Genomic DNA, 23306 nt, shown 5'->3' on the forward strand with positions numbered 1-23306 from the left:
AGCGGGATCGAGGATGCTAAGCGGTGTCAGATAAGCGAAATCGGCTGAAGCGTGAGGAAGCGCGGTTGTCCGGGGCTGGACTTATCCAGCACCGGCTCCCCTCTCCCCTCTGCGGGAGAGGGTGGCCCACGGAGTGGGTCGGGTGAGGGGAGCGCCATCTCCGGAGAGGCCGCCCCCTCACCCGCCTGCTCCGCAGAGGGGGGAGGGTAGCGTGCCGGCTCACCGCTCGGGCGGGATCGAGGATGCTAAAGCGGTGTCAGATAAGCGAAATCGGTTGAAGCGTGAGGAAGCGCGTTTTCCGTAGCAGGAGATATCCGGCACCGGCTTCCCCTCTCCCCGCACGCGGGGAGAGGATCACAGGCACCCTGTCGTGCCTGTGATGAGCGGAGCGAGGGTGAGGGGGCGTCGCCGGAAGAGGCTGCCCCGGAACCGCCCCCTCACCCTCGGCTGCCGCCTCGACGCGCCGACGACGGGGTCGTCGCGTCCCTCTCCCCGCAAGCGGGGAGAGGGGATGCTCACGCCGGACCCGCAGAGGGGGGAGGGTCACGTGCTCACCGCTCCGGCGGGATCGAATACGTCCCCGTGGCGTGGCAGACGAGGTCGTCCGAGCCGGTGGCGAAGAGGCGCGCCTCCCCCACTGCGAGGCGCTTGCCGAGCTTGAGGAGGGTGGCCTCGGCGACGAGCCCGGTGGGGCCGGGTTTCCGCAGGAAGTTGAAGGAGAGGTTCGTCGTCACGGCCAGGCCCACCGGGCCGATATTGGCGAGGATCGCCGCGTAGAGGGCGTAATCGGCCAGCGCCATCATGGCCGGGCCGGAGATGGTGCCGCCGGGGCGCAGGAAGCGCTCGTGATAGTCGAGCCGCATCCGCGCGGAGAGCGGACCCACCGATTCGAGGTGGAAGGCCGGCCCGTCATGGTTCATCTGCGGGAAGTCCCGCTCCAGAAAGGCGATGGTCTCAGGCAGGCTCATGGCAGTCGTCATGACGCGCCTTGCAGCATGCGCCGCGATGGCGGACAAGTCTCGGGCTTCGTTTTCAAGAGTTCCGATGACCCAGCCCGACGCCGCCCAACCCGACACCTCGCGCCACGACCGCTATCCCGATGCGCTGATCCGCCGGCTCCTCACGGAGACGAAGTCGATCGCCCTCGTGGGCGCGTCCGCGAACCCGGCCCGGCCGAGCTGGATCGTGCTGAAATACCTGCTGTCGCGGGGCTACGACGTGATCCCGGTCAATCCCGGCCTCGCCGGGCAGATGCTGCTGGGCAAGCCCGTCGTCGCCCGCCTCGCCGACCTCCCCGGCCCGGTCGACATGGTCGAGATTTTTCGGAACTCCGACGCGGCCGGCGGCCTCGTGGACGAGGCCCTCGCCTTGCCGGTGCTGCCGAAGATCGTCTGGATGCAGCTTGGCGTCCGCGACGATGACGCCGCCGCCCGCGCCGAGGCGGCGGGCCTCACCGTGGTGATGAACCGCTGCCCCAAGATCGAGTACGGGCGGATCTCGGGTGAGATCGGCTGGACCGGGGTGAATTCTCGGATCTTGAGTTCGAAGCGGCCGGTTTTGGGGGGTAAGGGGGTGCAGAGGCTGACGATTGAGCGACGTTGACTTTAGGCTTTCGGCATTTATCTTGATTTAAGAGCATGTAGGTCCATCGTATCGATATTTTTGTATCTAGGGAACATTATATATGGACCGGGATAATCGCAAAAGAGCGCTGGCCGAAGTCGTAAGTTTGGAGGCTTGGCATAAGGGTTTCACCAAGAATCGCAAATCTGCAGATTTGTTTGTTGATGTTGCTTTCTTTTCAGGTCGAATAGGAAAAGAGGCTTCTGCGGATGTCCGATTTGAGCTTTGCCTGAAGAGAGCACACTTGGTGGTGATCATTCCGCCAACTGAACCTGCGAAAGTAAGTCCCGCTTCTGTGCGGCGAGACACGCCTTTGAAAAAAATAAAAAGTTCTGAGACTGTTAAATCATCTAGTAAACAATCTACCGGCATTGGCGGCATCCTAAAAGGCGGATTAAAAGGTATTTTGCCGCAGATAGAATTGAAGGGGTCGGCGGATTATTCGTCTTCTAGGCAGAGGGTTACAGAAATAGTACAAAACAATGAAGCTTTCAAAGTATTGAACGTTCGAATAGTGGACAACGAGTATGTATGGATCATTAAACCGGTCGAAGAAAATTTTTTAGAAGGACGACCGTGGAATGCTGTCAAAGAGCCCAGATTAAACATAACCGATACTCGATCTGATCGATCTAAAGGTATAGAGCCGAATATCAGAATTGAAGTAAGATGTCTTCGTGAAGATATTGATATAAAATCAATACAATATAAGAAATAAAATAAATGGTGGCCCATCTCGGATGGCCCATTTAGTAACAACAAAAGATTAGCGGCGCAAGCAGTTTTGCGTACGCGGTTGTTCGAAGCTGGCCTTCAAGTAGGTGATTTAAACGACCCTTATTCAGAGATGACTCTCTGTGCAATAATAGCAGAAAGCGAGTGATTTAAATGAAAAACGATCTCGCAAAAAATCTAATAAAAATGCTCTATTCTGAAACGGATAATCTTCGAGATTTGGCTATAATATCTGGGGAAGATCCTGCTACCTTGTTTATTGGTACGATCATGGACGGTGCCGACCTGAGAGGGCAAAATCTTTCGGGAATGTCGTTTACGCACCTTGATTTATCAAAAGTACAAATAGACATTAATACATCATTGGATAGAGAACCTGAATATTTTTCCGGTCTAAGTGATTCGGGACGAGATAATTCTGAGTTGCTGGAAGATGTTGGCGCTTTAGTTTTGCTGTTAGGATCTAAAAGTACTGAGCGTGTCTGGCGAGAAGACATGTATAAAATATCAAACGCTCTCATGTTTAATGCAGAAGCAGAAGAGGATTTTAGGAATCTATCAAAGCATTTTGAGGGCCCAAAGTATGTTGTTATAGACTTTGTCAAAAAGAAGGGATTAGCAAAAATAATTAAAGATTTTGGCGATGAGACAGTTACTTTAATAAATCAAAAGGGGGGCTTTCAATTTCTGGACGATGATGATTTTCAGGCAGCTAGAGAACTGTCGGGTCCGCTGATTATTGTTCCTATGCCGGTAATAAAAGGCATTGGTAGTATCCCTCGTTTTTCGGGACCGATACTAGATTTGATAGAATTGATGTCTCTTAACTGGCGTTTTTTGCTAAATTTGGCGGAGCGCAATAAAATTTCAGTTTATTTCCGATCAAAAGGCACCGGTCCTGATCCTGCAGCCGATGCGTGGTGTCGGGTCTTGAACAATGTCGAGCGCTCAGAATTAGGCGGATACAACAGTTTTATCTTGATGGATGATAGTCACCCAGATGCCAGAGAAATAGGATCGTCTTTATTTTCGACTGCACAAGAGAAACTACTGGCATCATTTCCGCAAGCCCGTAGCAGCTTTCAGGCTGGAATTTTGATAGATCCTGCTTTTTCCTATGGTTCAGGGGAGAAAAATTATAAAAAAGCGATAAGATTTCTTTTTCTTAGACAGGGATGGCTACTTGCATCGGCAAAAGAAGATGACTCTATCGATGGGATGGAATTTTATATAAATAATTCTAAATATAAATACAATATAAACTTAGTTTATGGCTATAGTTTAATGAAATCCACAAACCAAAGTAGCCACCTTTCTCTGCGCGATGTTGACTTTGAGTCGATAGAAAAATTTTTTATAAGCGAGAATATTTCGGACGAGCGTATATTATTTTCGCTATTAATGCATGATGAAATATGGGCGACGGCGAGGGATATTTGCAATTTTAACTCGAACGGCGGCTCAATATGGCTCTTCGTTATGCATCAACTCCGACGTATCGTGAGATCTTCAAGTCAGGTCAATAGAACAATTTATCTAGCAGTCATAATTCGCGCAGCTTTTAATGCAAAGAATACGATTGGAACTTCGCGCGAAATTTACAAGTTGCTTGATGATCCTCATTTCGCTGCTAATTATGTAATTTCAGTTAATGGAGGAAGATATAAGCAGGATTCGGTGGATTGGAAAATCAAAATTCAACCGGTGTCTTCGAGTGAATTGTTTATGGAATCGGAATTATATGAAGTGAAACTTCGCATCGACAGCGCGGGGCCAAAGCTGACGCAAGTCGAAAGTTAGTTTATATCCCACGTTCGCTCGTCTCCTCCATCAGCGCCACAGCCACAAAGCTAACTCCAGCCGCAACAGCCAGATACAACCCCACCCAGCCGATCCCGCCCCAGTCACTCAGCCGCTGCGCCAGATACGGCGCGGCGGAAGCGCCCAAAATGCCGGCGAGGTTGTAGGTCACCGAGGCGCCGGTGTAGCGGACGCGGGTGGGGAAGAGTTCGGGCAGCAGGGCGCCCATGGGGCCGAAGAGCCAGCCCATGGCGAACAGGCCCAGACACAGGAAGCCGAGCACCAGGCCCCCCTGCCCGCTTCCCAGCATCGGGCCGAGCAGCAGGCCGAGCGAGGCGGTGAAGGCGAGGCCGGTGAGGAGGACGGGGCGGCGGCCGTAGCGGTCGGCGGCCCAGCCCGAGAGCGGGATGCCGAGGGCCATGAACAGCACGGCGACGCATTCGAACAGCAGGAAGGTCGGTCGGTCGAAGCCGAGTTTCGAGACGCCGTAGCTCAGGGCAAAGACGGTTGAGAGGTAGAACACGGCGTAGCAGGCCACCATGGCGAAGGTGCCGAGCAGCGTCGCCTTGATGTATTTCGTGAAGATGGTGGCGAGCGGCACGCGCTCGGGCGGGGCCTTCTCCATGGCGGCCTTGAAGACCGGGGTCTCGGTGAGCTTCAGGCGGACATAGAGCCCGACGCCGACGAGCACGGCGGAGGCGAGGAACGGGATGCGCCAGCCCCAGGCCTGGAAATCGGCCGGGGTCAGGGCGAGAGCCAGCCCGAGGAAGCCCAGATTGGCGGTGATGAAGCCCACCGGCGCGCCGAGCTGCGGGAAGATGCCGTAGAGGGCGCGTCGCCCCGGCGGGGCGTTCTCCACCGCCAGCAGGGCCGCGCCGCCCCATTCGCCGCCAAAGCCGATGCCCTGGCCGAAGCGCAGCACGCAGAGGGCAAAAGGCGCCCACCATCCGGCGGTGGCATAGGTCGGCAGGCAGCCGATGAGCACGGTGGAGAGGCCCATGATCATCAGCGAGGCCACCAGCGTCGCCTTGCGCCCGACCCTGTCGCCGAAATGCCCGAAGAACGCCGCCCCCAGCGGCCGCGCGATGAAGGCGACGGAGAAGGTGGCGAAGGCCGCCAGCGTCTGTACCGAGGGATCGTCGGCCGAGAAGAAGATCGGCCCGATCACCAGGGCGGCGGCCGTGGCGTAGACGTAGAAATCGTAGAACTCGATCGCCGTGCCGACGAAGCTGGCGATGAGGATCCGCGCGGCGGGAACGGGAGGGGGCGGAGCGGGCTGGAGCATGTGCGGCGCTATAACCGTAGGCGGGGCCGAGTGCCATGCGAATTCTTGCAGGATCGTTCCTGCGGTTCTCCTTCTCCCCTCTGCGGGAGAAGGTGGCCCGCGTCAGCGGGTCGGATGAGGGGAGCGCCCTATCCGGACGCGTTGCCCCCTCTCCCGGTCGCTCCGCGACCACCCTCCCCCGCAGAGGGGGGAGGGACGCTCGCACGAGGCTCCCGCTCCTCGCGACAGCACTCACCCTTTATGTCTTCAGCGGGTCGTGGCCCCAGTTCATCAGCGAGAGACGCCAGGGTGAATCCTCCACCGCGTCCTTGTCCTCCGGGCCGCCCTGTTTGAGGTGGCGGTTCACGTAGCCGGTGACCTTGCGCATATGGGCGTAATCGTCGTCGGTGAGATCGGCCTTCTTGGCCTTCAGGATCGCGACGATGCGGCGGCCGGAGGCGTGGCCGGTGGATTCGGACGCGCCGTCCTTCTTTTGCCCGACCGAGCGGCTCTGCTCGCTGTCGAGGAATGTCTCCAGGGCGGCGGGCGTCATGTTCACCGCCTCCTTGAACGCGCGCCAGGTCTCGTCGTGGTCGTCCTTACTCACTAGTTGCCTCCGTCGCATCGGGACTGGGTCAAGCGGGAGGCGCGAGGCGGGTTCCTCGGGGTCGGAGGGGCGAATGGTCACGAGGTGTGGCCACCCTCGCCGTCATCCTGGGGCGCCGTAGGCGAGCCCAGGATCCAGACGCAGTGACGGCCTTCGCTGGATAAGGGTTCGCGGTTCTGGATCCCGGGCTCTGCTGCGCAGCCCCGGGATGACGGGGGTGATCTTCCCCCCCTCGCGTCACCACCAACCCTTGACCCGCGCGCATCGTCCGCCATAAAGAACTTCTGTTCGTTTAAGCGGAACGGGGGCGTGGCTCCTCTTCCGTCTGGCCCGGCACAGGCGCTAGAACGACGTCCAGTGCGTGCCCGCCGGCCCCCGGAGTAAGTGATGACCGACCGTATCCCAGGCTTCAACACGCTGGCGATCCATGCCGGCGCCGCTCCCGATGCCACCACGGGTGCGCGGGCCACGCCGATCTACCAGACCACGTCCTTCGTGTTCGACGACGTGGACCACGCCGCCTCGCTGTTCGGGCTGCAGGCCTTCGGCAACATCTATTCGCGCATCACCAACCCCACCAACGCGGTGCTGGAAGAGCGCATCGCGGCGCTCGAAGGCGGCACCGCCGCCGTGGCGGTCGCCTCGGGCCACGCGGCCGAGTTCCTCACCATGCATGCGCTGATGCAGCCGGGCGACGAGTTCATCGCGGCCAACAAGCTCTATGGCGGCTCGATCAACCAGTTCAACCATTCCTACAAGAGCTTCGGCTGGAACGTGGTCTGGGCCGATACGGACGACCCGGATTCGTTCGAGCGGGCCATCACGCCGCGCACCAAGGCGATCTTCTGTGAATCCATCGCCAATCCGGGCGGGGTCATCACCGACATCGCCGCCCTCTCGGTGATCGCCAAACGCCACAAGATCCCGCTCATCGTCGACAACACCATGGCGACGCCGTACCTGATCCGCCCCTTCGAGCACGGGGCCGACATCGTCGTGCATTCGGCCACCAAGTTCCTCGGCGGCCACGGCAATTCCATCGGCGGCCTCGTGGTCGACGGCGGTACCTTCGCCTGGGCCGGCGACGACCGCTACCCGATGCTGTCGCAGCCGCGCCCCGAATATTCCGGCATGGTCCTCTCCGAGACATTCGGCAATTTCGGCTTCGCCATCGCCATCCGGGTGCTGGGCCTGCGCGATCTCGGCCCGGCGCTCTCGCCGTTCAACGCCTTCCTCATCCTCAACGGCATCGAGACCCTGCCCCTGCGGATGCAGCGCCATTGCGACAACGCGCTGGAGATCGCGACCCATCTCGACGCCCATCCGGCGGTGGAATGGGTGAGCTATCCGGGGCTGGAGACCGACAAGTATCGCCAGCTCGCCCGGCGCTACACGCCGCTTGGCTCCGGCTCGGTCTTCACCATCGGCCTCAAGGGCGGCTACGAGGCCGGCGTGAAGCTGGTGGCCAATCTCCAGCTGTTCTCCCATGTGGCGAATATCGGCGACACCCGCTCGCTGGTGATCCACCCGGCCTCCACGACCCACCGCCAGCTCACCGACGCGCAGAAATCCGCGGCCGGCGCCGGGCCCGAAGTGGTGCGCCTCTCCATCGGCATCGAGGACCCGGCGGATCTGATCGAGGATCTCGACGCGGCGTTAAGCGCTTGATTTTGCTGGCAGGCCTGGGCGCGATCCCGGCCCGACGCCCCCGGGTTGACCCTCGGCGGCGTCGGGACTACCCCGCGAACCATTCCTCCATCGAGATCGTTCGCTTTGCATGATGCATGATCCTTTCGAGACTTCCGGCGAGCCCCCGGTCATCCTTGTCGTCGAAGACGACGGCCTTCTCCTGATGGAGGCGGCCGATACCCTGGTCGATGCGGGGTTCCGCGTCCTCGAAGCGCCGCAGGCCGACAAGGCGCTCACCATCCTCGAACGCAACGAGGAGATCGACCTGCTGATGACCGACGTGGACATGCCGCAGGGCTCCATGGACGGGTTCGCGCTGGCCCGCCTCGTCGCCCATCGCTGGCCGACCATCCCGGTCCTCGTCGTGTCCGGCATGGGCACGCCCGGTCCGCACGACATGCCCGAGGGCGCGCGCTTCATCCCGAAGCCCTACGCGCCCAACACCCTGGTCCGGACATTGCGGGCCTTCGCCAGGCGCGCTGCCTGACCCCGCCACCTCTTTCGAAGATCGCGACGCCCATCATGGCCACCGAGACCCGCCCGCTCCGCTTCGCTACCCAGGCCGTCCATGCCGGCGCGGCACCCGACCCCGCCACGGGCGCGCGCGTCCAGCCGATCTACTTCACCAACGGCTTCGTGTTCGAATCCACCGAGCAGGCCGCCGACATCTTCGCCATGCGGCGCACCGGCTTCTCCTATTCGCGCGGCTCGAACCCCACCGTGGCCGCCCTGGAGCGCCGGGTCGCCGCCCTGGAGGGCGCCAAGGCGGCCGTGGCCGTCTCGTCGGGCCAGTCCGCCCTCCTCCTCGTGCTGATGACGCTGATGAAGAGCGGCGACGCCTATGTGGCCTCGCCGCGTCTGTTCGGCGGCTCGCTCGGGCTGATGAACCGGCTCGATGCGCGCTACGACCTCAAGCCGCTCTTCGCCAAGGGCCTGACGCCCGCCGATTTCGAGGCCGCGATCACGCCGGAGACGAAGGCCATCGTCTGCGAGTCGATCGTCAATCCCTGCGCCACGGTGATGGACATCGCCGGCATCGCCGAAGTGGCCAAGCGGCACAACCTGCCCCTGGTGGTGGACAACACCCTCGCCTCCCCAGCCCTGATCCGGCCGATCGAGCACGGCGCCGACATTGTGTTCCACTCGACCTCGAAATTCCTCGGCGGGTCCGGCCAGACCATCGGCGGCATCATCTGCGATGCCGGAACCTTCGATTGGCCGGCAGCGGTAGGGCGCTACAACCTCATCACCGAGCCCTGGGCCGATTACGACGGCCTCGTCGTCTCGGATCGCTTCCCGGATTTCAGCTTCGCGGTCGCCTGTCGACTCTTTGGCCTGCGCGATCTCGGCCCCGGCCTGTCGCCGATGAACGCCTTCCTGACGCTCACCGGCATCGAGACCCTGCCGCTGCGCATGAAGCGGCATTGCGAGAATGCGAAGGCCGTCGCCGCCTTCCTCAAGGACCACCCGGCGGTGGCATGGGTGAGCTATCCGGCGCTGCCCGGCCAGACGGGCGAGGAGTTGGCCGCCCGCTACGTGCCAGAAGGGCCGGGCTCGATCTTCACCTTCGCGCTGAAGGGCGGGCAGCCGGCGGCCGTGAAGTTCATCATGAGCCTGGAGCTCGTCTCGCATCTCGTGAATATCGGCGAGATCAAATCCCTGGCGATCCACCCGGCCACCACGACGCACCGCCAGCTGAGCGATGCCGACAAGGCGGCGGCGCTGGTCGGCCCCGAGACCGTCCGTCTCTCCATCGGTCTCGAAAATGCCGAGGATCTGATCGCCGATATCGCCCAGGCGCTGGATCAGGTCGATTCCTGATCAGGCGAATTTGAGCTCGGTGGTGGCTCCGCTCTTCGGCTGCGCGACAGCGCCGCCGTGGTGCTTCAGGAACCACGGCACCCGGCTCTGCGGCATGGGCTTGCTGTAGAGATAGCCCTGCGCATAGGCGCAGCCCTGTTCGCGCAGGAAGGTCGCCTGCGCCTCGGTCTCCACGCCCTCGGCGGTGACGTTGAGGCCGAGGCTCTGGCCCAGTTGAACCACCGCCGTGACGATGGCGGCGTCGTTCGGGTCCCGCTCCAGATCGCGCACGAAGCTGCGGTCGATCTTGATCTCGTCCACCGGATATTGCTTGAGGTGGGTCAGCGACGCGTAGCCGGTCCCGAAATCGTCGAGCGCAACGCGTACACCGGCGCTGTGCAGGCTCGCCAGCACCGCCGAGACTCGGTCGCCATGGCCGCCGAGCAGGACCGTTTCGGTCACCTCCACGCCGATCCGGTCATGGGAGAGGCCCACGGCGGCCAGATCGGAGATCAGGTTCTCGGCGAGGTTCTCCTGGGCGAACTGGGCCGAGGAGAGGTTCAGGAACACCCGGCCGGGATCGTACCCCTGCGCGATCCAGCTTGCCAGATCGGCGAAGATCTGGCGCGCGAGGACGGTCCCGACCGCGACCCCGATCTCCGCGTCGTCGAACACGGTCGAGAAGCTGGCGGGCGCCAGGAGTCCGCGGCTCGGATGCTGCCACCGCGCCAGGGCTTCGAACCCGATGATCTCCCCCGTGGCGAGGCCGATCTTCGGTTGATAATACGGAATCAGCCCGCCGACTTCGAGGGCCGACCGCATCTCGCGGGCGACGGAGACGCGGTGCTCGATATCCGCCCGAAGCGCCGGGACGAACAGCGTCGCCCGGTTCCGCCCGGCCGCCTTGGCCGCGTAGAGGGCGAGGTCGGCATTGGTGAAGAGGTCGGTCGGATTGGCGGCGTGTTCCGGGAACAGGGCGAGGCCGAGACTGGCACGCGGCGAGACCACACGCCCCGAGACGGCCATCGACGGTTTCAGGACTTCGAGGATCGCCCGGGACAGGGCGTGGATGCGCCGGCTCGGCTGATGGCGATCCTTCTCGCACAGGGCGATGATGACGAATTCGTCGCCGCCGAGCCGGGCGACGAGATCGTGCTCGCCGATGATGTTGCCGAGACGCCGGGCGACCTCCTTGAGCAGGGCATCGCCCGCGTCGTGGCCGAGGGTGTCGTTCACTTCCTTGAACGCATCGAGATCGATCAGGATGAGGCCGACGCGCTGGCCGGATGCCTCCGCCTTGCTCAGCGCGGCGTCGAGGGTCGTCTGGAACAGGGCGCGGTTCGGCAGACCGGTGAGGACGTCGCGCTGGGCGGCGAGGCGGATCCGCTCCTCCACCGCCTTGCGGCTCGTCATGTCGACGAGGCTGGAGATCACACGGGTCGCGCCGTCCATCTCCACGATGACCGCCGACAATAGGGCGTCCCGGCGTACACGGCCCGAGACGCCCGTGGCGATCTCGATCTCGCTGGCGGTTCCATTCCGGTCGAGTTCTGCCTGGATCACGCGCCGGGTCGGCCCGTCGACCAGATCGCGTATTGTGTATCGGGTCAGCTTTTCGCCGTCGTCGAGTCCGTAGAAACAGCTCGCGGCGTCGTTGGCATCGACGATCTGGCCGTCATCGGCGCGAGACACCACGATTGGAATCGGCGCTGCCTTGAACATCGTCTCGAACAGGCGCCGGCTTTCCGCCAGTTCCGCATTGGCGCGCCGCTCCGCCTGGGTCGCGGTCCATTCCAGACGCCTCAGGCGGTTCGACCGCACCACGAACAGCAGCGTGGCGACGTTGGACAACAGGACCGCGAGACAGATGCCGAGGGCCGTGGACGGCATCGGCGGCGGCAGGAGATAGCCCGTCACCAGCGCGGTGGAGGCGATCGCGCTCGTCGTCAGGCTCCAGAGAAAGCGCGTCGGCATGACGATCATGTAGATCGCCGGAAGCAGCAGCATCACGAAGAGCGCGATGTCGGATCGCGACGAGCACAGGACCGCGACGCATCCGGCGACGAGGATCTCCCATGTCACCATCACCACCTGCAGCCTGCCGAAACCGGTGACTTTCCAGGTCGCCAGCAGGCTGGCGAGGGACAGCAGGATGATACCTGCGCGGGCGGGTACGGCGACCCAGAAATGGATCTGACCGGCGAAGCGCCAGTCGCTGAGCAGGAAGAGCGTGTTGAGGAGAATGGCGCAGAGAAAGATCAGGCGCGCATGGCGCAGGGTCTCGGGAAAGCGCTCGTCCTGAAACGCCCTTTCCCGATCGACCGAGACGAATTCGCCGCCGATGGCGTTGAGTCTATGCTTCCACATGGCGCCCGACACTCGCATGCAAAAGTCGCGCAGGCGTTAAGAACCAACTAGATTGATAACATTTATCAGCCTGGAGGCTTAGTTCGGGTCAGAGCGCGCAATGCCCCGCGAAACGTCCTGACATCCTGTTCGGTCATTGCCATGCGATGCAGCATGTCGCGCATGTTGCGGGCGATGACATCCCGCTTTTCGGGCGGGTAGAATCCGCCCGCGTCGAGGCTGCCTTCCAAGCTGGCGACGAGGGAGGCCATCGCCTCGCGTGTGGCGGGTGGAGATTGCATCTCGCCGGTGAAGGGGAGCCGGGCCTGGCCCGAGGCCTTGCGCCATTCGTAGCCGACGAGGAGCACCGCCTGGGCGAGGTTGAGGGACGGAAAGTCCGGGGAGACCGGAAAGGTGACGATGGCGTCGGCGAGCGACACCTCGTCGTTGGTCAGCCCGATCCGCTCGCGGCCGAACATCACGCCGACGCGCTGTGCCGTCCGCGAGGCCATGTCGGTCATCGCCTCGTCGGGAGCATAGGCGCGCTTCATCTGTCCGCGCTCGCGGGCCGTGGTGGCCAGGAGATAGTTCAGGTCGGCGATGGCCTCCGGCACCGTGGCGAAGACGGTGGCGCCGTCGAGGACATGCGTCGCCCCTGAAGCGGCCTCCCGCACGCCCTTTTTGGGCCAGCCGTTCTTCGGCGCCACGAGGCGGAGTTCGGAGAGGCCGAAATTCGCCATGGCGCGGGCGACCATGCCGATATTCTCGGCCAGTTGCGGTTCGACCAGGATGATGACGGGGGCGATCATCGTCGCCCTCTGCCACGGGTCGGCCCGGACGGAAAGTCCGTTTGGGGAGGATGGGAACCGCGGGCACCGTCGGCGCCGCGGCTCCCCCGTTCGCAGTGGAAACGCTCAGATCTTACCGTCGAGACCCATCTGGTAGTATTTGTGGATGATCTTGTCCTGGTTCTCGAGGAGCCAGTCGATCGAGGGCTCGTTGGTCATGGCCTTGCGGATCGCCTCCGTCATGCCCTTGCGCTGGATCTCGAACAAAGCCTTGTGATCGACCGTCTCGGCCTCGATCACGCCGGGGCTGAGCCAGACCGAGCAGATGATGCCGAGATCGTTGGCCTTCTCCTTGGGGATGTAGCCGAGGCGCACCGCGTCGAGGACGCCGTTGGCGATGGCGAACTGCACCGTGCCCATCAGGATGGAGGTGTACTTGCTCTCCGTGACGCTGACCTTGGAGACGCAGAGCGTCACCGGCCGCACCATGATGTCGGTGTTCAGGAGCGCGAAGACGCGGGAATGGCCCACCACCTGATCGCCCGTGAGGGTGGCGAGTGCCGTGCCGACCGGCCCGTCGAGTTCGCCGATGATGACCTCCGGCTCGGAGGCGGTGTTGGGCGGCCCGCCGGCGACCAGGGCCTCGCCGGCCCGCAGGATGATGCGTTCGCTCATGGAGATATCCTTCACAGAAATCGGAATGGGCCGCAGATTCCCGGCCCGAGGGCGGATGTCCAGAGCCGGCCGGGAATTATCTCGGTCCCCGACGCAGTTCCCGATCTGTAAGGGGCACGGCTTTCGCGTCCTGTTGCAGCGCGCTATGACCGCGGGCGAGCGGGAGCGCGGCCGGTCCCGGCCGCGTGATGAGAAAGGTTCTGAGGATCATGTCGAAGATCAAGGTGGCGAACCCGGTCGTCGAACTCGACGGCGACGAGATGACCCGGATCATCTGGAGCGAGATCAAGAACAAGCTCATCCATCCCTATCTCGACCTCGACCTCGATTATTACGACCTCGGTGTGGAGCACCGCGACGAGACGAACGACAAGGTCACCGTCGATGCGGCGGAGGCGATCAAGCGCCATGGCGTCGGCGTGAAATGCGCCACCATCACCCCCGACGAGCAGCGGGTGGAGGAGTTCAAGCTGAAGGAGATGTGGCGTTCGCCCAACGGCACGATCCGCAACATCCTCGGCGGCGTGATCTTCCGCGAGCCGATCATCTGCAAGAACGTGCCGCGCCTTGTGCCGGGCTGGACCCAGCCCTTCGTCATCGGCCGCCACGCCTACGGCGACCAGTATCGCGCCACGGACTTCAAAGTGCCTGGCAAGGGCCGCCTGACCATCAAGTTCGAGGGCGACGACGGCACAATCATCGAGAAGGAAGTCTTCAAGTTTCCGGCCGCCGGCGTCGCGATGTCGATGTACAATCTCGACGAGTCGATCCGCGATTTCGCCCGCGCCTCGCTGAATTACGGCCTCGCCCGCAAGTACCCGGTCTACCTCTCGACCAAGAACACCATCCTCAAGGCCTATGACGGCCGCTTCAAGGACCTGTTCCAGGAGGTGTTCGACGCCGAGTTCAAGGCGAAGTTCCAGGCGCTCGGCATCACCTACGAGCACCGCCTCATCGACGACATGGTCGCCTCCTGCCTCAAATGGTCCGGCGGCTACGTCTGGGCCTGTAAGAACTACGATGGCGACGTGCAGTCGGACACCGCCGCCCAGGGCTTCGGCTCGCTCGGCCTGATGACCTCGGTGCTGATGACGCCGGACGGCCAGACCGTCGAGGCCGAGGCCGCGCACGGCACGGTGACGCGCCACTACCGCGAGCATCAGAAGGGCAAGGAGACCTCCACCAATTCCATCGCGTCGATCTTCGCCTGGAGCCGTGGCCTCGCCCACCGCGCCAAGCTCGACGACAACGGCGACCTCGCCAAGTTCGCCAACACGCTGGAGAAGGTCTGCGTCGACACGGTGGAAGCCGGCTTCATGACCAAGGATCTCGCCCTCCTGGTCGGCCCAGAGCAGAAGTGGCTCTCCACCACCGGCTTCCTCGACAAGGTCGACGCGAACCTCAAGACCGCCATGGCCTGAGCGCGAAGTGCGGGTTCCCCTCTCCCCGCCGGGCGGGGAGAGGACGTCGTCCTCCCCTCGTCGGGAGGCGACGTGAGCCCGGCAGGGCGAGGGTGAGGGGGTATCTCCGGGTATGGCTCCTTCGGACGCGCCTCCTCACCCCCGGCTGCCGCCTCGCCGCGACGACGACGGGGTCGCCGCTTCCCTCTCCCCGCGTGCGGGGAGAGGGGAACGCGCGGCCATCGTTCGCTCAGGATGAGGGCCTTGCTGCCTCGGCGTTGCGCTTGCGGGTCGCAGCGGCTTTCTTCGCCGAGGCCGAGCGTTGCTCGGCGGTGCGAGAGGCCGAGGCCTTTCCGCCGGCGGCTCCGCCTTTGTGGGCCGCCGGGTGGGAGCTCGACTTGCCCCTCCCCGATCCGTCCGGATGCTTGCCGCCGCCATCGTCCTTGTTGACGGTCGCCCAGGCGCGAGCCTCGGCTTCCTTCTCAGGGACGCCGCGCTCCTCGTAGGCTTCAGCGATGTGTTCGGCCTTGCGGATCTGCTTGTCGGTGTATTTCGACTTGTCACCTTGTGGCATGGCGAGTTTCCCGTATCGGGCCCCTCGCCGCTACCTCAGCTGTCGTCGTTCGGACCGTCCAGGATGGCGCGAACGCGGCGGATGAGATCGGTACGGCGATAGGGCTTGTTCAGAAGGTCGAACTCCGAACCCCCGGCATCGGTTCGCTCGAGACTCGCCTCGGCGTAACCGGTGGTCAGCAGGACCTTCAATCGGGGTTGCCGCCGCCTAGCCTCGCGGGCGAGCATGATGCCGTTCATCCCGCCCGGCATGATGAGGTCGGTGAACAGCAGGTCCACCGAACCGCTCGAATCCAGGATCTCCAGCGCCTCACGGCCGTTCTGGGCCATCAACAGCGTGTAGCCGCTATCGCGCAGGATGGTCCGCGCCAGTTCGGCCACGTCCTCGCGGTCGTCGACGATGAGGATGGTCTCGGTCCCCTGGCGATCGACCGGCCCCGACACGGCGCGGTTCGGCTCCCGGTCGTCCTCGGCGGCGGCGGGGAAGGACAGGCGGACGCGCGTTCCCTTGCCGACGACGGACTCGATCTGCGCCGCGCCCCCGGATTGCCTGGCAAAGCCATAGACCATCGAGAGGCCGAGCCCCGTGCCCTTGCCCTCGTCCTTCGTCGTGAAGAACGGCTCCATTACCCGCGCCAGGATCGGCGGCGGGATTCCCGCCCCGGTATCCGTGATGGTCACGGTGACGTAGCGGCCCTCGCCCAGGGAATCCGATCCGCCGAAATCCTGTGAGCCCAGATCCTGCGCGCCGATATCCCGGTTCTCGGTGGAGATGACGACGGTGCCGCCCTCCGGCATGGCATCGCGAGCGTTGATGAGGATGTTGAGCAGTGCGACCTCGGCCTGAGCCGGGTCGACACGGCAGTTCCAGAGGTCTTCGCTCAAGTCGAGCCGCAGCGTGATCGCGTCACCGAGGCTGCGCGCGGCCATATCCTCCATGCCCTTCACGAGGGCGTTGAGATGGACCGCGCGGCCGTCGAGACGCTGCTTGCGCGCGAAGGCGAGAAGCTGCTGAGTCAGGGTGGTCGCCCGTTCGGCGGCCGTACGGATATTGTCGGTGGCGCGCCGAAGGCGGTTACGGTCCGCATCCGGACGGTCGAGACCGTGGCTCAGAATATCGATGTAGCCGACGATGACCTGGAGAAGGTTGTTGAAGTCGTGGGCGATGCCGCCGGTCAGCTGGCCGAGCGCCTCCATCTTCTGGGCCTGCCCCAACGCCTCCTCGACGGTGCGGCGGCGGGAGACATCGAGCTGCGAGGCGAAGAAATACACGAGGTCGCCGGCCGCATTGTAGATCGGCGCGACGAACAGCGCGTTCCAGAAGGTCGATCCGTCCTTGCGGTAGTTGATGATCTCGGTGGTGAATTCCCGCCTTGCCTGGATCGCCTCGCGCAGGGCGTTCACGCTTTCCCGGTCGGTGTCCGGCCCCTGCAGGAAGCGGCAATTGCGACCGATGATCTCCTCGGATGCATAGCCTGTGAGGCCCAGGAAGGCCTTGTTGACGAACACGATCGGATTGTCGTCCTGCCGGGGGTCGGTGACCACCATCGGCATCCGGGTCGCCTCGACAGCGGTGAAGAAGATGTCGCTGGTGTGATCGGCGATCTCCGACACCGCCCCGGTTTTCACGCGCGGCGGTTCACCTGCAGGCGGTTTCTCGGGGCTCTCGGTCATCATCGGTCGGTTGTTTTGCCAGGCAATGAATGTGGGTCAGGAATGCCCAACGGCTGGCGCTTCATCCGTTTCCCTCGACAAATCCCGCGATGACGACGCAGGTGCCGACGGCGCCCGCGTCGTCATCGATCGAAATGGCCCGGAGTCGCGCCCGACCGCTTGGGTCGGGACGCATCTCCAAGCCTTTGTTCCGCCGCGTCCGTCCTGGCCGAAGCAGCATCCACTTCGTCGGTGCGCGCTTCAGGTCGCCGAGGGGGCGAAGCGCACGCTCTCGATATTGGCGCGTTCGAAAGCCTGCATCACGTGCTGGTAGGAACGCTCCATTTCGGTGGCCTCGTCGCCCTCGGTCTCTTCGGGCTTCAGCACGAACATCAGCATCGAGCGTCCGGTGACCTCGTAGCGGTCGCCGATCTCCCAGGTGCCGACCTCCTGGCTGTCGGGCAGGTTGGTGTCGAGGAGCCGGGTCCAGCCGACGCCGCCGACCGAGCTCGGCAGCGTGAACGAGACGAGGTCGCTATAGGCGTTGTAGAGGATCAGCAGCGTCGCATCGCCGCCCCGGCGGTGGATGCCCGAGGCCTGCGCGCGTCCGTCGAGCAGGACCGCGATGGAATGCGCGCCGCCATCCGTCCAGTTCTCCGTGGACATTTCCTCGCCGTCGGGGCGCAGCCACGTCACGTCCTTGACGCCGAGATCCTCGTCATAGGCGCCGGAGAGGAAGCGCCCGCGGGTGAGGATCGGCAAGGCTTCGCGCAGGATGGTGAGGCGCTGCGTGAACTCGGCGAGGTCGCGGCCCGCCTCGTCGATCCCCTCCCAATCGAGCCAGGAGATCTCGTTGTCCTGGCAATAGGCGTTGTTGTTGCCGCCCTGGCTGCGGGCGAATTCGTCGCCGGCGAGTAGCATCGGCGTTCCCCGCGAGAGGAACAGCGTCGCCATCATGTTGCGCATCTGGCGGGTGCGCACCGCCTTGATCGCCTCGTCGTCGGTGGGACCTTCGACGCCGTAATTGTTGGAGAGGTTGTGGGAATGCCCGTCCCGCCCGTCCTCGCCATTCGCGAGGTTGTGCTTCTCGTTGTACGAAACCGTATCGTTCAGCGTGAACCCGTCATGGGCGGTGAGGAAGTTCACCGAGGCCCAGGGCTTACGCCCGCGCTTGTTGAACTTGTCGGCCGATCCGGTGATGCGCGAGGCGAGGCTCGGCAGCAGACCGGAATCTCCGCGCCAGTAGCCGCGGACATCGTCACGGAACCGGTCGTTCCATTCCGCCCAGCCCGGCGGGAAGCCGCCGACCTGATAGCCGCCGGGGCCGCAATCCCACGGCTCGGCGATGAGCTTGACCGAGTTCAGCACCGGATCCTGCCGGCAGGTGTCGAGGAAGCCGCCGCCCTCGTCGAAACCGTGCGGCTCACGCCCCAGGATGGTGGCGAGGTCGAAGCGGAAGCCGTCGACCCGCATTTCCGTCGCCCAGTAGCGCAGGGAATCGGTCACCAGCTGCAGGACGCGCGGGTGGGACAGGTTGAAGGTGTTACCGGTGCCGGTATCGTTGATGTAGTAGCGCTCCTCGCCCGGCATGAGCCGGTAATAGGAGGCGTTGTCGACGCCCTTGAACGACAGGGTCGGGCCCTTCTCGTTGCCCTCGGCGGTGTGGTTGTAGACCACGTCGAGGATCACTTCGAGGCCGGCGCCGTGCATGCGCGCCACCATCTCCTTGAACTCGGAGAAGGCGAAGTCCGGCACCGCCGCGTAGCGCCGGGCGGGCGTGAAGAACGAGATCGTGTTGTAACCCCAGTAATTCACCAGGTTCTTTTCCTGGAGATAATCGTCCTGCACGAAGGCATGGACGGGCAGGAGTTCGACCGAGGTGACGCCGAGGCTCTTGATGTAGTCGAGCACGGCCGGGTTGCCGAGGCCGGCATAGGTGCCGCGCAGCTTCTCCGGCACGGCCGGGTGCAGCTTGGTGAAGCCCTTCACATGGGTCTCGTAGAAGATCGTCTTCTCCCACGGCACGTGGGGCTTGCGGTCTCGTCCCCAGGTGAAAGCCGGGTCGATGACGCGGCTGCGGCGGGTGAAGGGCGCCGAATCGCGCTCGTCGAAGGTGAGGTCGTCGCCGGTCTCCATCTGGTAGCCGAACAGGGCCGGGTTCCAGGTGATGGAGCCGACGAGACCCTTGGCGTAGGGATCGATCAGCAGCTTGTTGGGGTTGAAGCGGTGGCCTGCCTTGGGCTCGTACGGTCCATGGACCCGGTAGCCGTAGATCGTACCGGGACGCGCGTCGGGCAGGTAGCCGTGCCAGATCTCGTCGGTGTATTCCGGCAACTCGATCCGCTCGAGTTCCTGCTCTCCGGCATCGTCGAACAGGCAGAGTTCGACCTTGGTGGCATGGGCCGAAAACAGGGCGAAGTTGACGCCGAGGCCGTCCCAGTTGGCCCCCAGCGGATAGGGCGATCCCTCTTTGATGCGCGACCGCACGGCCTTCGTCTGCGCGGCGGCCTGCGGCATCGGGGGGTTCTTAGCGACCATGATCACTCCAGGGTGGGCTCGCTGCGTGACGCGGAGCCCGACGGCATGAATTCCGCCGAGTGAACGCTGATGCTTGACCGTAAGGTCCGTGATCGTGGAAACTTTTTGCGTTGCGAGACGGACTCGCGCGCAAGCGCCGTACTATGATCCGGCCGCTTCGCCGCGCCCGGCATCTTCGCCGTTTTGGAGGCAGCTCATGTCTTTGGAGACAGCCCATGTCCGATAGACCCTCCGTCCTGCAAGCCGCCGCCGAACGGCACGGCGTGAGCATCGACGCCGTCCGCCACCTCATGCGCGCATTGGAGGTGGGCAACGGAACCATGGCGCAGTTCAACCATCCCGAACTCGGCGGTTTCGGGCAATGGTCGTCCGGCGGCATGACCATGATCGGCAACATGTTCGATGCCAATCTCAAGTCACGGGTCGCGACTCTCTGCGCCGATCTAGCCCAATCCCTGCCCCCCGGCGGATGGGACGACGGCGCGGCATCCGGGAATTGGTGGCCGGCGGAGCTCGGCCGACCGGCCACGTCCGGCTCGCAGAACAGCATGCGCTACGCCTATTTCCCGGATAGCCGGCTGCTCGCCGTGGAGACCTCGGGAACGCTCGTCCTCTACGATACCGGGCATTACGACATTTCCGGCGTGTCGCAGCAGCAGGGGGATACCCAGAGCCTTCGCTTCAGCGGCCGCAACGGCTATGTCGATCTCGAATCGCTCCAACGGGTCAGCGTAGCCCCCGCGCCGGATCGCACCCTCGAGCCGAAGCCGTTCCATCCCGATCCGATCCCGTCGCCGATCCGCACCGAAGACCGCCCGCGTCCGGCACCGGAGCCGGATTTCCCGCAAGCCGGAGCCCCCTCGGGCGACGTCATCTCGACCCTGGAGCGCCTGTCCGACCTGCACCGCAAGGGCGTGCTGACCGAGGCCGAGTTCTCGACCAAGAAGGCCGAACTCCTCGCGCGGTTGTAGGGATCTCAGTCTCTGCCTCGCACCGCCGGGGCCGAAGCAGGAGCGGGCCGGGCCCTTAGGACCGTCAGAGGATGGCGTTTGCGCGGTCGCGGGCGTCGTCGATCAACTGGGCGATGCCGGCCTCGAGGGTCACTCGAGCAGTCCAGCCAAGGCGGCGGAGGACGGAGGTATCGGCCACCATTTCCGGCGGCTCTCCCGCCCGTGGCGGCAGCGACTTCTGCCACGGTTGGTCGTAGCCGCTCGCGAGGATGGCGCGTGCGATGAAATCCCCGAGCGGCACCGCCACGCCGGACCCGATCGGCACATCCTGCCAGGCGGCAAGCTGCGCACGAGAAACCACCAGCGTCAGGATTGCCTCAACGGCATCGTCCACATGTATGAAATCACGGCGCTGGGTCGCCGGTGTGGTCACTAGCGGCTTCACGTTCGCGACCAGCTGTCGCGCGAGGCCGGGCACGAACTTGTCCGGATCGTCCCCCGGCCCGTAGATCATCTGAACTTCGGCATTCGCCATATGGGCGCCGGTTCGTCCCTGCGAAATGAGTAGGCGGGCAAGATCGACGAACTGGTGCTTTGTCAGGGCGTACAGGTTTACGTCCGGCGGAAGCGTCGTCGCGGTATTGATGAATAGCGTTCCGTCCCGCATTGCTCCGAACAACGCGGCGCTCAGCGTCACGTTGGCATCCACCATCGTCGCAGCGCTTTCACCTCGTCGCCCCTGAGCGGCCGCGAGATGGATCAGTATGTCGGGTGCAAGCAAATCCACATGGCGGCCCGCTTCCTCGGCGCTCGAGAAGCGCAGGACGGACGCCCCGCCGGCTTTCACCTCCGACGAGGGGCGGGCGAGGCAGGTGACGTCGTGGCCCCGTGCGACGAGTGCGGTGGCGACCCTGCCGCCGAGGAAGCCGGACGCTCCGGTTATTGCTACCCGCACCGTTCCGGCCTCCTTATCCAATCCACGTCAGGCCGCATCGCGTTTTGGGCGCGCCGCCATGTCGGTCAGGAACAAATCGATCTCAGCCTCGCTGAGAGCGCCGACCGGTTCGCCGGCGAGCCGCCGCTGCGACCATTCGACGATCCGTTCCAGAGTCCGGTCCAGGCGCCATGTTGGTCTCCAGCCGAGCCGCTGGCGCGCCTTGGAACAGTCCAGCGATAGGGCATGCGCCTCATGGACATGCCCGTCCTTGTCCAATTCCCAGCGCGCGGTGCCGCCATATAGTTTCACCATGCGGTCGACGATGTAGCCGACAGGGCGGATGTCGTCCCCGTCACAGGCGAAATTCCAGCCTTCGGCCCAGTCATGACCGTCCTCGTACAGATGCTCCGCAATGCGGAGATAGGCGCCGATCGGTTCGAGCACGTGCTGCCACGGCCGGGTCGCCCCCGGATTGCGGATCACGACGGGCTGGTCGGCCTCGAAGGCCCGCAGGATGTCGGGCACGAGGCGATCCTCCGCCCAGTCCCCGCCTCCGATGACGTTGCCGGCCCGCACCGACGCGACGCGCGCTGAATCCGGTGCGGAGAAGAATGACTTGCGCCATGACGCGATGACGATTTCGCACGCGCCCTTGCTGCTGCTGTAGGGATCGTGCCCGCCCATCGGGTCGTTCTCGCGATAGCCCCAAGGCCATTCGCGGTTCTCGTAGCATTTGTCGCTGGTGACGGCGACGACTGCCTTCACCGACGGCGTGGCACGGACGGCTTCCAACACGTGGATCGTGCCCATGACGTTGGTGGCGTAGGTTTCCGCCGGCTCACGATAGGACAGGCGCACGAGAGGCTGGGCTGCGAGATGCAGCACGATCTCCGGCTGTGACTCCGCGATCAGGCGCTTGACGAGATCGGCGTCACGAATATCACCGATATGCGATGTCATCCGCTTGGCAATCTCGGCCTCGTCGAACAGGCTCGGCTGTGTCGGCGGCGCGAGGGACAGGCCCGTGACCTCCGCACCCCAACGGGTAAGCCACAACGACAGCCATGCCCCCTTGAAGCCTGTATGGCCGGTGACGAAGACGCGTTTTCCGAGCCACCATGCGGCTCCGCCACGCTCGGCTGCGGCGCTCATGCCCACACCTTCCAGGGTGCTTTGCCGGACGCCCACAGGCCTTCGAGCATGTGCTTGTCGCGGAGCGTGTCCATCGGCTGCCAGAAGCCGCGATGTTCGTACGCCATCAGTTCCCCATCACTGGCGAGGCCGCGCAACGGTTCCTGCTCCCAAACGGTGAGGTCATTGGCGATGCGCTCGATGACCTTGGGCGACAGGACGAAGAAGCCGCCATTGATCATGGAGCCGTCGCCCTTGGGCTTCTCCTCGAAATTCGTGACGACCTTGTCGTGGATGCCCAGCGCCCCGAACCGACCCGGCGGGTAAGCGGCGGTCAGCGTCGCCTGACGGCCATGCTCGCGATGGAAGGCGAGGCTGGCGGTGATGTCCACGTCGCCCAACCCGTCGCCGTAGGTGAAGAAAAATTCCTTCTCGTCGCGGACATGGTCCGCCGTCCGCAGCAACCGGCCGCCCGTCATCGATTCCTCGCCGGTATCGACCAGCGTCACGCGCCAGGGCTCGGCCCAGCGGCGATGGAAGACCATCTCGCCACTAGAAAGGTCGATGGTCATGTCTGAATTGTGAAGCGCGTAATTGGCAAAGTATTCCTTGATGACATAGCCTTTGTAGCCACAGCAAATCACAAAATCGTTCACGCCATGGGCTGCGTAGATCTTCATGACGTGCCACAGGATCGGGCGGCCGCCGATCTCCACCATGGGTTTCGGCTTCACCGACGTTTCTTCGCTGAGACGGGTGCCGAGCCCGCCCGCCAGGATAATGGCTTTCATCGTCAC

At 63.5% G+C, this 23306-nt stretch carries 20 protein-coding genes; 8 read left to right on the forward strand and 12 right to left on the reverse strand.

What is annotated here, in order from left to right; genetic code table 11:
* Nucleotides 1-551 precede the first annotated feature (551 nt).
* Complete coding sequence (locus tag ACYQR9_RS21500) at nucleotides 552-968, reverse strand: PaaI family thioesterase (RefSeq protein WP_461227983.1); 417 nt, start codon at nucleotides 966-968, stop codon at nucleotides 552-554.
* 76 nt (nucleotides 969-1044) lie between these two features.
* On the opposite strand from ACYQR9_RS21500, the gene ACYQR9_RS21505 reads away from it, so the two are divergent.
* The 3 genes from ACYQR9_RS21505 to ACYQR9_RS21515 all read left to right on the forward strand — a co-directional run bounded on the left by ACYQR9_RS21505 (nucleotide 1045) and on the right by ACYQR9_RS21515 (nucleotide 4158).
* Nucleotides 1045-1602, forward strand: coding sequence for a CoA-binding protein (locus ACYQR9_RS21505; RefSeq protein WP_461227984.1), 558 nt, complete (start codon nucleotides 1045-1047; stop codon nucleotides 1600-1602).
* An 82-nt stretch (nucleotides 1603-1684) separates the two neighbouring features.
* Nucleotides 1685-2341: a hypothetical protein gene (locus ACYQR9_RS21510; protein WP_461227985.1), complete on the forward strand. Its 657-nt coding sequence runs from the start codon at nucleotides 1685-1687 to the stop codon at nucleotides 2339-2341.
* Nucleotides 2342-2511: 170 nt separating this feature from the next.
* On the forward strand, nucleotides 2512-4158 hold the full coding sequence (locus tag ACYQR9_RS21515) for a hypothetical protein (RefSeq protein WP_461227986.1): 1647 nt from the start codon (nucleotides 2512-2514) through the stop codon (nucleotides 4156-4158).
* Between the two features lies 1 nt (nucleotide 4159).
* Here ACYQR9_RS21515 and ACYQR9_RS21520 read toward each other — a convergent pair whose 3' ends face one another.
* Together ACYQR9_RS21520 and ACYQR9_RS21525 are read right to left on the reverse strand one after the other, a co-directional pair.
* A complete protein-coding gene (locus tag ACYQR9_RS21520) occupies nucleotides 4160-5443 on the reverse strand; it encodes an MFS transporter (protein WP_461227987.1) in 1284 nt (427 codons plus the stop codon).
* Nucleotides 5444-5681: 238 nt separating this feature from the next.
* Nucleotides 5682-6047, reverse strand: coding sequence for a DUF3140 domain-containing protein (locus ACYQR9_RS21525; protein ID WP_461227988.1), 366 nt, complete (start codon nucleotides 6045-6047; stop codon nucleotides 5682-5684).
* A gap of 369 nt (nucleotides 6048-6416) precedes the next feature.
* On the opposite strand from ACYQR9_RS21525, the gene ACYQR9_RS21530 reads away from it, so the two are divergent.
* The 3 genes from ACYQR9_RS21530 to ACYQR9_RS21540 all read left to right on the forward strand — a co-directional run bounded on the left by ACYQR9_RS21530 (nucleotide 6417) and on the right by ACYQR9_RS21540 (nucleotide 9539).
* Nucleotides 6417-7697, forward strand: a complete 1281-nt coding sequence (locus ACYQR9_RS21530; RefSeq protein WP_461227989.1) for an O-acetylhomoserine aminocarboxypropyltransferase — start codon at nucleotides 6417-6419, stop codon at nucleotides 7695-7697.
* A 109-nt stretch (nucleotides 7698-7806) separates the two neighbouring features.
* The gene (locus ACYQR9_RS21535; protein WP_461227990.1) at nucleotides 7807-8205 is read left to right on the forward strand and encodes a response regulator; all 399 of its coding nucleotides are present in this window, start codon (nucleotides 7807-7809) and stop codon (nucleotides 8203-8205) included.
* A gap of 35 nt (nucleotides 8206-8240) precedes the next feature.
* Nucleotides 8241-9539 carry an O-acetylhomoserine aminocarboxypropyltransferase/cysteine synthase family protein gene (locus tag ACYQR9_RS21540; RefSeq protein ID WP_461227991.1) on the forward strand — a complete coding sequence of 433 codons (1299 nt, stop codon included), beginning with the start codon at nucleotides 8241-8243 and terminating at the stop codon, nucleotides 9537-9539.
* Here the strand turns inward: ACYQR9_RS21540 and ACYQR9_RS21545 are convergent, their stop codons facing one another.
* From ACYQR9_RS21545 to ACYQR9_RS21555, 3 genes are all read right to left on the reverse strand, one after another.
* Nucleotides 9540-11885, reverse strand: a complete 2346-nt coding sequence (locus tag ACYQR9_RS21545; RefSeq protein ID WP_461227992.1) for a putative bifunctional diguanylate cyclase/phosphodiesterase — start codon at nucleotides 11883-11885, stop codon at nucleotides 9540-9542.
* 65 nt (nucleotides 11886-11950) lie between these two features.
* A complete protein-coding gene (locus ACYQR9_RS21550) occupies nucleotides 11951-12673 on the reverse strand; it encodes an RNA methyltransferase (protein ID WP_461227993.1) in 723 nt (240 codons plus the stop codon).
* Nucleotides 12674-12778: 105 nt separating this feature from the next.
* Nucleotides 12779-13327, reverse strand: coding sequence for a formaldehyde-activating enzyme (locus ACYQR9_RS21555; protein ID WP_018042789.1), 549 nt, complete (start codon nucleotides 13325-13327; stop codon nucleotides 12779-12781).
* Nucleotides 13328-13536: 209 nt separating this feature from the next.
* Between ACYQR9_RS21555 and ACYQR9_RS21560 the strand changes: the two genes are divergently transcribed.
* Entirely contained in the window at nucleotides 13537-14748 is a 1212-nt protein-coding gene (locus ACYQR9_RS21560; RefSeq protein ID WP_056432812.1) for an NADP-dependent isocitrate dehydrogenase, read from the forward strand.
* 229 nt (nucleotides 14749-14977) lie between these two features.
* Here the strand turns inward: ACYQR9_RS21560 and ACYQR9_RS21565 are convergent, their stop codons facing one another.
* The 3 genes from ACYQR9_RS21565 to glgX form a co-directional block, all read right to left on the reverse strand.
* Complete coding sequence (locus tag ACYQR9_RS21565) at nucleotides 14978-15301, reverse strand: plasmid stabilization protein (RefSeq protein ID WP_461227994.1); 324 nt, start codon at nucleotides 15299-15301, stop codon at nucleotides 14978-14980.
* A 35-nt stretch (nucleotides 15302-15336) separates the two neighbouring features.
* Complete coding sequence (locus tag ACYQR9_RS21570; RefSeq protein ID WP_461229868.1) at nucleotides 15337-16974, reverse strand: hybrid sensor histidine kinase/response regulator; 1638 nt, start codon at nucleotides 16972-16974, stop codon at nucleotides 15337-15339.
* 240 nt (nucleotides 16975-17214) lie between these two features.
* Nucleotides 17215-19491: a glycogen debranching protein GlgX gene (glgX, locus tag ACYQR9_RS21575; RefSeq protein ID WP_461227995.1), complete on the reverse strand. Its 2277-nt coding sequence runs from the start codon at nucleotides 19489-19491 to the stop codon at nucleotides 17215-17217.
* Between the two features lie 215 nt (nucleotides 19492-19706).
* On the opposite strand from glgX, the gene ACYQR9_RS21580 reads away from it, so the two are divergent.
* A complete protein-coding gene (locus ACYQR9_RS21580) occupies nucleotides 19707-20462 on the forward strand; it encodes an SHOCT domain-containing protein (RefSeq protein WP_461227996.1) in 756 nt (251 codons plus the stop codon).
* 64 nt (nucleotides 20463-20526) lie between these two features.
* Here the strand turns inward: ACYQR9_RS21580 and ACYQR9_RS21585 are convergent, their stop codons facing one another.
* From ACYQR9_RS21585 to rfbF, 3 genes are read right to left on the reverse strand one after another with little or no spacing between them, the layout of a single operon-like run.
* Nucleotides 20527-21396 carry an NAD-dependent epimerase/dehydratase family protein gene (locus tag ACYQR9_RS21585; protein WP_461227997.1) on the reverse strand — a complete coding sequence of 290 codons (870 nt, stop codon included), beginning with the start codon at nucleotides 21394-21396 and terminating at the stop codon, nucleotides 20527-20529.
* Between the two features lie 27 nt (nucleotides 21397-21423).
* Nucleotides 21424-22530 (reverse strand): CDP-glucose 4,6-dehydratase, encoded by a 1107-nt coding sequence (gene rfbG, locus ACYQR9_RS21590; protein ID WP_461227998.1) that lies wholly within the window; start codon nucleotides 22528-22530, stop codon nucleotides 21424-21426.
* On the reverse strand, nucleotides 22527-23300 hold the full coding sequence (gene rfbF / locus ACYQR9_RS21595; RefSeq protein WP_461227999.1) for a glucose-1-phosphate cytidylyltransferase: 774 nt from the start codon (nucleotides 23298-23300) through the stop codon (nucleotides 22527-22529). The genes rfbG and rfbF overlap by 4 nt, the downstream gene beginning before the upstream one ends.
* Between the last annotated feature and the right edge of the window lie 6 nt (nucleotides 23301-23306).

It is taken from the genome of Methylobacterium sp. CM6241 (assembly GCF_054817845.1).